The organism is Actinomadura sp. HBU206391, from assembly GCF_014323665.1.
Classification (GTDB): domain Bacteria; phylum Actinomycetota; class Actinomycetes; order Streptosporangiales; family Streptosporangiaceae; genus Actinomadura_C.
Genome location: NZ_JABVEB010000216.1, coordinates 1 through 9,125 on the forward strand (window position 1 = coordinate 1; position 9,125 = coordinate 9,125).

General features: G+C 71.3%; 10 protein-coding genes. All 10 read left to right on the forward strand.

The features are described 5' to 3' along the window. On the forward strand, window positions 1–394 hold a 394-nt coding region (locus HKK72_RS31540), incomplete at its 5' end, for a winged helix-turn-helix domain-containing protein (protein ID WP_187238085.1). A 63-nt stretch (window positions 395–457) separates the two neighbouring features. Next, on the forward strand, window positions 458–895 hold the full coding sequence (locus HKK72_RS31545) for a DUF2752 domain-containing protein (RefSeq protein ID WP_187238086.1): 438 nt from the start codon (window positions 458–460) through the stop codon (window positions 893–895). Window positions 896–1,133: 238 nt separating this feature from the next. Then, window positions 1,134–1,940, forward strand: a complete 807-nt coding sequence (gene trpC, locus HKK72_RS31550) for an indole-3-glycerol phosphate synthase TrpC (RefSeq protein ID WP_187238087.1) — start codon at window positions 1,134–1,136, stop codon at window positions 1,938–1,940. A 95-nt stretch (window positions 1,941–2,035) separates the two neighbouring features. Beyond that, entirely contained in the window at window positions 2,036–3,274 is a 1,239-nt protein-coding gene (trpB, locus tag HKK72_RS31555) for a tryptophan synthase subunit beta (protein ID WP_187238088.1), read from the forward strand. Continuing rightward, the gene (gene trpA / locus HKK72_RS31560; protein WP_187238089.1) at window positions 3,271–4,125 is read left to right on the forward strand and encodes a tryptophan synthase subunit alpha; all 855 of its coding nucleotides are present in this window, start codon (window positions 3,271–3,273) and stop codon (window positions 4,123–4,125) included. The genes trpB and trpA overlap by 4 nt, the downstream gene beginning before the upstream one ends. Window positions 4,126–4,310: 185 nt before the next feature. After that, window positions 4,311–4,826 (forward strand): MauE/DoxX family redox-associated membrane protein, encoded by a 516-nt coding sequence (locus tag HKK72_RS31565; protein ID WP_261987397.1) that lies wholly within the window; start codon window positions 4,311–4,313, stop codon window positions 4,824–4,826. 88 nt (window positions 4,827–4,914) lie between these two features. After that, window positions 4,915–5,718 carry a DsbA family protein gene (locus HKK72_RS31570; protein ID WP_187238090.1) on the forward strand — a complete coding sequence of 268 codons (804 nt, stop codon included), beginning with the start codon at window positions 4,915–4,917 and terminating at the stop codon, window positions 5,716–5,718. 84 nt (window positions 5,719–5,802) lie between these two features. Beyond that, entirely contained in the window at window positions 5,803–7,023 is a 1,221-nt protein-coding gene (gene lgt, locus HKK72_RS31575; RefSeq protein WP_187238091.1) for a prolipoprotein diacylglyceryl transferase, read from the forward strand. After that, window positions 7,020–7,733 carry a VIT1/CCC1 transporter family protein gene (locus tag HKK72_RS31580; protein ID WP_315987550.1) on the forward strand — a complete coding sequence of 238 codons (714 nt, stop codon included), beginning with the start codon at window positions 7,020–7,022 and terminating at the stop codon, window positions 7,731–7,733. Before lgt ends, HKK72_RS31580 begins: the two co-directional genes overlap by 4 nt. A gap of 179 nt (window positions 7,734–7,912) precedes the next feature. After that, window positions 7,913–8,689 (forward strand): hypothetical protein, encoded by a 777-nt coding sequence (locus tag HKK72_RS31585; RefSeq protein WP_187238092.1) that lies wholly within the window; start codon window positions 7,913–7,915, stop codon window positions 8,687–8,689. Window positions 8,690–9,125 lie beyond the last annotated feature (436 nt).

Consider the following 9,125-nt stretch of genomic DNA (forward strand, 5'->3'; position numbering starts at 1 on the left):
TCCACGTGACCTCGGCGAACACCGCCTGAGCAGGCCCTTCGGCCCGAGGCAGCTGGTGACCGCCGTCGCCGACGCACTGCGCCGGCGTGACGCCGGCGACGCCACCGATCTGCTGCGGATGGGAGCGGTCACGCTCGACCGGCAGACCCGGTCGGTGACCGTCGCGGGCCGCCCGGCGGCACTGACCGCCACCGAGTTCGACCTGCTCGCCTTCTTCATGGCCAACCCGGGGCGGGTCTACACCCGCGAGCGGCTGCTCGACGCCGCCTGGGCGCCGGGGGCCAGCGCGGGAAGCCGCACGGTCGACGTCCACATCGCGCAGCTGCGAGCGAAGCTCGGCGAGGCGAGTCCCATCCGCACCGTCCGAGGAGTCGGATACGCCGCCGACCTGTGACCCCGCCGCAGGCGGGCGACGCACCGGCATGCGGGAGCGGGGCACGGACCGTAGGCTGGGCGGGTGGCTCAGACTCGTGTCCCGGCAGGACGCCGGTGGCGGCGCGCACTGCCGGCGCCGCTCGCGCCGCTCGCGCTGCTCGGCGCGGCCGCCGCCGCGACCGCGTACGTGGCCTCGGTCGATCCCAGTGAGGCCGGGCACTATCCCACCTGCCCGTTCCTGTGGGCGACCGGCCTGTACTGCCCCGGCTGCGGCTCCCTGCGCATGATCCACGCGCTCGTCCACGGTGAGGTCGGCGAGGCCTTCGGCCGCAACCCGCTCGCGTTCCTGCTGCTCCCGGTCCTCGGCTACCTGTGGATCCGATGGCTCGCCGCGGCGGTCGGCGGCCGGCCGGTGACGACCGGGCTCATGCGGCCGGCGGCGGCCTGGGCGCTGGGCGTCTTGCTGATCGCTTACTGGATCGTACGCAATCTTCCGGTCGGGCACGCGCTCGCCCCCTAGCAGGCAGGCCGCCGTTCACAGCGCCGCGTGGTCGGTCCTCCCGGGACTCTTCGGCCTCCCGGGTGCGGAGGCGGGTCGGCCTTCCGGATACGATCGGTGCACGCAAGGACCGCTTTCCGCTGACGAGGGGACCCGACCCAGTGAGCGACGTGACGAGCCGCCAGGCGAGGAACGGAGCGAACAGTTTGGCACCGCAGTTCCACGAGCACGTCAATCAGCCGCTAGGTGAGGTGGGGGTGTGAGCGTGCTCGACGACATCCTGGAAGGCGTGCGGGCCGATCTCGAAGAGCGGCAGCGCGCGATCACGCTCGACGCCCTCAAGGAGATGGCCCGGCACGCGCCCTCCCCGCTCGATGCGATCGGCGCGCTCAGGTCCGAAGGCGTCTCGGTCGTCGCCGAGGTGAAGCGCAGCAGCCCCTCCAAGGGCGCGCTCGCCGCCATCGCCGACCCGGCCGCGCTGGCCCGCGACTACGAGGCCGGCGGAGCCAAAGTCATCAGCGTGCTCACCGAGCGGCGCCGGTTCGGCGGCGGTCTCGACGACCTGGCCAACGTGCGCAACAACGTCGACGTGCCGCTGCTGCGCAAGGACTTCATCGTCACCTCCTACCAGCTCTGGGAGGCGCGTGCCTATGGCGCCGACCTCGCGCTCCTCATCGTCGCCGCGCTCGACCAGCCGGCCCTGGTCTCGCTGGTGGAACGCGCCGAGTCGATCGGGCTGACCCCCCTGGTCGAGGTGCACACCGAGGACGAGGTCGCCCGAGCCGTCGACGCGGGGGCCAAGGTCATCGGGGTCAACGCGCGAGACCTCAGGACCCTCAGGGTGGACCGCAGCGTCTTCGGCCGGATCGCCCCGCTGATCCCCAAGAACATCATCAAGATCGCCGAGTCGGGTGTGCGCGGTCCGCATGATCTGCTCGCCTACGCCTCGTCCGGCGCCGACGCCGTCCTGGTCGGCGAGAGCCTGGTCACCGGGAAGGACCCGCGCGCGGCCGTCGCCGACCTCGTCGCCGCAGGTGCGCACCCGGCGCTCCGGCAGGGCAAGTAGGATCTGTTCCATGCCGCAGCCGCGTGAACGATGGCGTGCCTTTCCGTATCACCCTTGACCGGACAGGCCCCTTCAAGCACGACAGGACAACATCGATGACCATCGACGCCGCGCGGCGTGACTCCGCCGCGCCCTCGGACAGCGGCCATTTCGGCCGGTTCGGCGGCCGGTTCGCCCCCGAGGCCCTCATGACCGCGCTGGAAGAACTCACCGTCGAGTACGCCGCCGCGAAGAGCGATCCACGTTTCCAGGCCGAGCTGACCGACCTGCTGGAGAACTACGCGGGCCGTCCCAGCCTGCTCACCGAGGCGGCGCGCTTCGCCGAGCACGCGGGCGGGGCTCGGATACTGCTCAAGCGCGAGGACCTCAACCACACCGGCTCTCACAAGATCAACAATGTGCTCGGGCAGGCGCTGCTGACCCGCCGCATGGGCAAGAAGCGGATCATCGCCGAGACGGGCGCCGGCCAGCACGGCGTGGCCACTGCGACCGCGGCGGCGCTGCTCGGTCTCGAGTGCGTCGTCTACATGGGCGAGGAGGACACCGTCCGGCAGGCCCTCAACGTCGCCCGCATGCGCATGCTCGGCGCCGAGGTGATCCCCGTCAAGTCCGGCAGCCGCACCCTCAAGGACGCCTGCAACGAGGCGTTCCGCAACTGGGTGTCCACGGTGGACGGCACCCACTACTGCATCGGCTCGACCATGGGCCCGCACCCGTTCCCGATGATGGTCCGCGACTTCCAGCGGATCATCGGGGTCGAGGCCCGCCGGCAGGTGATCGAGCTGACCGGGTCGCTGCCCGACGCGGTGGTCGCCTGTGTCGGGGGCGGATCGAACGCGATCGGCATCTTCCACGCCTTCGTCCCGGACGAAAACGTGCGGCTCTACGGCTTCGAGGCGGGCGGCGACGGGGTCGGCACCGGCCGGCACGCCGCCACGCTGGTCGGCGGATCCGTCGGCGTCATCCACGGCATGCGCACCTACCTGCTGCAGGACGACGAGGGGCAGACCCTGGAGACGCACTCGATCTCCGCAGGGCTGGACTATCCCGGGGTCGGCCCCGAGCACTCCTGGCTGCACGACACCGGCCGCGCGGTCTACCAGGAGATCACCGACGCCGAGGCCATGGACGCGTTCTCGCTGCTGTGCCGCACCGAGGGCATCATCCCGGCGATCGAGTCCGCCCACGCCCTCGCGGGCGCGCTGAAGGTCGGCCGTGACCTGGGCGCGGGCGCGACCGTCGTCGTCAGCCTCTCCGGACGCGGGGACAAGGACATGGACACCGCCGCACAGTGGTTCGGGCTCATGGACGAGGAAGCGGGAGCGGGCCGGTGAGCGACGGCAATGTGCAGAACCCGCCGGCCGGCGGCGTCGCCGAGGCGTACGAGAAGGCAGCGGCCGAGGGCCGGGCGGCCCTCGTCGGCTACCTTCCCGCGGGATTCCCCTCTGTCGAGGGCGCGATCAGGGCGGCGACGGAGATGGTGCGGGCCGGATGCGACGTCATCGAGGTCGGCCTGCCCTACACCGACCCGCTGATGGACGGCCCGACCATTCAGGACGCCGTTCACCGGGCGATCGTCGGCGGCGTCCATGTCTCGGACGTCTTCCGTACGGTCGAGGCGGTGGCGGCGACCGGGGTGCCGACGCTGGTCATGACCTACTGGAACCCGGTCGACCGGTACGGCGTCGACGCCTTCGCGAGGGATCTGAAGTCGGCGGGCGGCGCGGGCCTCATCACTCCCGATCTCACTCCCGAGGAGGCCGGGGACTGGATCGAGGCGGCGGAGGCCCGCGACCTGGACAGGATCTTCCTGGTCGCGCTGAGCTCCACCGACGAACGCATCGAGAAGATCACGGGAGTGAGCCGCGGCTTCGTGTACGCCGCCTCGCTGATGGGCGTCACCGGTGCCCGTACCGTCGTCGACACCGGCGCCGCACGTCTGGTCGAGCGCACCCGCAAGATCATGTCGGATCGCCTGCCCAGCGCCGAGCCCCTGCCGATCGGGCTGGGTCTCGGCGTCGGCAACGGCGATCAGGCCGCCGAGGTGGCCGGGTTCGCGGACGGGGTGATCGTCGGCTCGGCGTTCATCAGGAGGCTGCTCGACGCCTCGTCCGAACAGGCGGGCCTGGACGCGGTACGCGAACTCACCGCCGAGCTGGCCGAGGGAGTGCGCCGGGGCCGGTGAGCGGGCGGCCCGGCCGCCGCGCGTCCGCGAACGGGGCGACGTCGTCGACATCGGCGGGTGGAACCCGACAGGATTGGTGACCGGCTTCTGACAGCGCGCTTATGCGACGCCGCGTAAGGTACGTCGCGCCGGGGCGCGCACGGGCGCAGGCCCGTGTGTCCCGGCCGATCGACGGAGACGAGGAGATGATGGCGACCGAAGACGCCGTGGTTCCGGCGGCCGGCACCGCCTGGCCGAAGCTGCAGCCATGGATCACGCTGGCCTGCCGGGTGGGCCTGGCCGGCGTGCTCGCCTACGCCGGCTGGGCGAAGGTCACCGAGCCGCCCGCGCTGCAGAGGCTTGCCGTCTCCTCGTACCAGATTCTGCCGGATAGTCTGGTCGCACCGGTCGGCTACGGTCTACCCATCCTGGAGCTGGTGCTCGCCGCGCTGCTCCTGGTGGGCTTCGGCACCCGCTTCACCGCGGCGTTCTCCGGCCTGCTGATGATCATTTTCATCGGCGGGATCATTTCGGTCTGGTCACGGGGACTTTCGATCGACTGTGGCTGTTTCGGTAGCGGAGGCGCCGTCGAAAAGGGCGAGACACGCTATCTTCAGGAGATCTTGCGCGACACCGGATTCCTGGCACTCGCGGCCTGGATCACGGCGTTCCCCCGCAGCAAGCTCGCGTTGGACCGCCTGCTCGGGCTGTACAAGGACTGACCGCGCGGCCGGAGGCCCGCCGTGTCGACGGTCAAGTGCGCCGGGTGGTGCGGCAGGAACGGGCAGTGATGAATTCGAAGGAGACGAGATGAGCAAGGCCGCGCGCGAGCGTACGGCCCGGGACCGGCTGGCTGAGGAGCGCCGGCGGCAGGCCGAGCGGCAGAAGCGGCTCCGGGCGATCATGATCACCTTGGGCGCCATCGTGGTGATCGCCGTCGTCGTGGTCGCCTTCGTGGCCGTTCAGTCCAACAAGGACACGCCGGACGGCTACCGGGGCGCACTCGCGCCGCTCTCCCGCGAGGCCGACGGCTCGGTCGTCATGGCCAAGGCCGGCGTCACCGGCCCCGTCCTGGAGGTCTTCGAGGACTTCCAGTGCCCGGCCTGCAAGAACTTCGAGGAGACCAACGGCGACACGATCAAGCGACTGGCGGCCGAGGGCAAGGCCAAGGTCATCTTCCGGCCGTTCCGGCTGTTCCAGCAGGAGCCGCTGAAGTCGAACTCCCAGCGCGCGGCCAACGCCGCCGAGTGCGCCCCCGCGGACAAATGGGTCACCTTCCATGACCTGGTCTACAAGAACCAGCCCGCCGAGGGCAGCCAGGGCTTCAGCAACAAGGATCTGATCAAGTGGGGCAAGGAGGCCGGCATCAACGACCCGGCCTTCGAGAAGTGCGTCAACGGCGGAGAGAAGAACTCCGTCGTCGACCAGGCCACCCAGTACGCGACCAGAGCGGGCGTCCAGGGCACCCCGACCCTGAATCTCAACGGCACCAAGCTGGATGAGAAAGCGACCTACAACAAGGCGGATCTGGAGAAGGCGGTCCTCGGGGCTCCGGCGTCACAGGCGCCCGCCCCGAGCGCCGCACCGAGCGCCACACCGAGCAAGAGCAAGTAGAGTCCGCCTCGTGCCGTGCCTCAGGTCGTCCATCTACGATGACCTGAGGCGGGCGCGGCCTTCCGGAGGGTAGCGTCACCCGTCATGAAGCCGCTCGCCTATCTCCCGAGTCCGTCCGACGGTGTCTGGCACCTCGGGCCCCTTCCCCTTCGGGCCTACGCCCTGATGATCATCATCGGGATCGTCGTCGCCATCTGGCTCGGTGAGCGGCGCTGGGCCGCTCGCGGCGGCTCGCCGAACGTCGTGGTCGACGTCGCGGTCTGGACGGTGCCGTTCGGCCTCGTGGGGGGCCGTCTCTATCACGTGATCACCGACTACCAGCGCTACTTCGGCGACGGGCAGGACCCGATCAACGTGCTGAAGATCTGGCACGGCGGGCTCGGGATCTGGGGGGCCGTCGCGATGGGCGCCGTGGGCGCCTGGATCGGCTGCCGGCGCCGGGGCATCTCGCTGGGCGCCTTCGGCGACACCGTCGCCCCCGGCATCGCGCTGGCCCAGGCGATCGGCCGGTGGGGCAACTGGTGGAACCAGGAGCTGTACGGCAAGCCGCTCGACACCTGGTGGGCCGTGAAGATCGACGCCGCGCACCGGCCGGCGGATCCCGAGTACGCCGACATCGCGACCTACCACCCCACCTTCCTGTACGAGTCGCTGTGGTGCGTCGGCGTGGCCGTCCTGGTCATCTGGGCGGGCCGGCGGTTCCGGCTCACCCACGGCCGCACGTTCGCGCTCTACGTCGCCGCCTACACGGTGGGGCGGTTCTGGATCGAGTCGCTGCGCATCGACGACGCTCACCATGTCCTGGGGATGCGGCTCAACAACTGGACGGCTCTGATCGTCTTCCTCGGCGCGGTGGCCTATCTCTGGCTGGCCCGCAACCGTACGGACGAGGAGGTCGTCACGGTCAGGGGACAGTACGCCGAGACGGTCTCGTCCGCCGAGGAGGCCGAGGAGGCCGCGGCCGCGGGGTCCGCCGGATCCGCCGCATCCGCCGAGCCGAGCGCGGCGACCGACGAGGGCGAGGTCCCGCCCGGTGACGCGGCGGAGCCCCCGGTGCCCGCCGAGCCGGAGAAGGCAGAGCAGAAGCCGGCCGACGCGGAGTCGGCCGAGCCGCAGGCCACTTCGGCCGAGCAGCCGGTGGCGCCGACCGACGAGACGGGCGACGCGGCCGGTGACGAGGTCGGCGACGGGGCCCCGGGTGAGCCGGAGGTACCTGTCGATGAGCGGCCGGCCGACGAAGGACCGGCCGACGAGGAGCCTGCCGGGCGTCCGGCCAAGGAGGCGGTCAACAAGGAGTCGTCGTGAGCCCGACGACCTCCGAAGCCGAGATCCATCACGAGCACAGGGACGTCACGGGGGGCTGGCTGCGCCCCGCGGTGTTCGGCGCGATGGACGGGCTCGTCTCCAATTTCGCGCTCATCGCGGGCGTCGCGGGCGGCCGGGCGGACCAGAAGGTCGTGGTGCTGGCCGGGCTGGCCGGGCTGGCGGCCGGCGCCTTCTCGATGGCGGCGGGGGAGTACATCTCCGTCGCCTCGCAGTCCGAGCTCGCCGAGGCCGAGATCGAGGTGGAGCGGCTTGAGATCGCTCGTCATCCGGGGGCCGAGCAGGCCGAGCTCGCCCGCTTCTACGAGGCTCGCGGGCTGGAGCCGGAGCTGGCCGCCGAGGTGGCGCGCCAGCTGTCCCGTGACCCAGATGAGGCGCTGCGGGTGCACGCCGAGGCCGAGCTGGGTGTCAGCCCGGGCGATCTGCCCTCGCCGCTGCTGGCCGCGGGCTCGTCGTTCCTGTCGTTCGCCGTGGGCGCGCTTCTCCCGGTGCTCCCCTACCTGCTCGGCGCGACGAGCCTCGTGCCGGCCGCGATCATCGCGGCCGCCGGACTGTTCCTGGCCGGCGCGGTCGTGTCCAAGATCACCGCACGCTCCTGGTGGTTCGGCGGCCTGCGGCAGTTCGCCCTGGGCGGAGCGGCCGCGCTGATCACGTTCGGCGTCGGCTCTCTCATCGGCGCGGCCGGAATCTAACCCGTGACAAACCGGAGGAATCGGGTGTTCGCCCGCGCGGCGTCCAAGGAGGGCGCTAAGCTCGCCGACGGCGAACGGGCTCAGCGAGAGCGGGTGTGGGCGTCGTTGACACGGCGCGACGTCCGTGCGGCATCGGCAATGGCGGACCCGCTGAGTGGGCCGAGCGAATCGGAGGAATCGTGAGCGACACGAGCTCGCCCATGAGGACGCGGCAGACCGAAGAGGACGATTTCTGGCCCGAGGAAAAGCGGCGCGCTCCGCGCAAGCTGCTGATCGGGATCATCGCTGCGGTCCTCGTTGTGATCATCGCGGTGGTGGTCGTCGTGGTGGTCTCCGGCGGAGACGACAAGGGCTCGGAGGCCGGGATCGGCGCGGGAACGCCGCCCACCGTCTGGGTCGGCACCGGCGCGAGCAGCGGAACGGTGAAGCTGAACCTGCGCAGCGCCGACCAGCGGCCGCTGAACCCCGGAGAGGTCTTCACCGACGAGGTCAAGACCGTCACCCACGGCAAGTACAGCTTCAACCTCGTCGGCTCACACCTGACCAACGACTGCCTTGGGGTGGCCTGGGGCGTGCGGTTGCGCAACGACCTGCGCAAGTACGGCTGCTCGCAGGTCGCGCGCGGGGCCTACCTGTCGGCCGACAAACGGCACGCCGGTCAGTTCATCGCCCTCAACCTCGACCGGTTGGAGGGCGCGGACCAGATCGTCCGTGACCTCGACCCGCAGACCAACGCCGGGTTCGTCATGCCGCTGAAGGCCGCGGGGGTGTCGAACTTCGGGTCGGGATTCAGCGCCGCCTACGGCCAGCCCTTCGGGCACTACGTCATCGTCAGCTGGGTACAGCGCAACGGGGGCGGGCAGCCCGACTCGATGAACGAACTGCTCGACGCCAGCGTCGCCATCGAGGGAGCCGACGACTTCGTCTGGCAGCGCCTCATCCTGGCCGGCGGCTGAGGAGATCGCGTGGACGGCTCCGCATCGAGTGACCGCGTAGACCCGGCGCGTGCCCGGACACCGGCAAGCGCCTCCGGAAAGTCGCCCGCGCCCAGGTGAGCAGAGACCCGAACCCACCCCGTGGCGGTCGCCGGGCCACGCCGGCCTCGAGGGGGGCCCGCCCGCCCCGCGCCCGCCAAGAGCGCTCCCGGGAGCGCGCCGGGCAGGACCGCCCAGGCGAGAACCGCGCAGGCGAGAACCGTGCAGGCGAGGACCGCGTCGGTAAGGAGCGACCGGGCAAGGGCCGCGCAGGCAAGGGCCGCGCCGGTCAGGACCGCGCCCGCCAGAGCGGGTCGCGCCGTACGACGGGCTCGCGCGGCGACCGCACCGCCAGGGCGACGCCCGGGCGTCCTCGATCGAGGCCGTCCCGTCCTCCGGGCGGGGCCTCCGGCGGGCC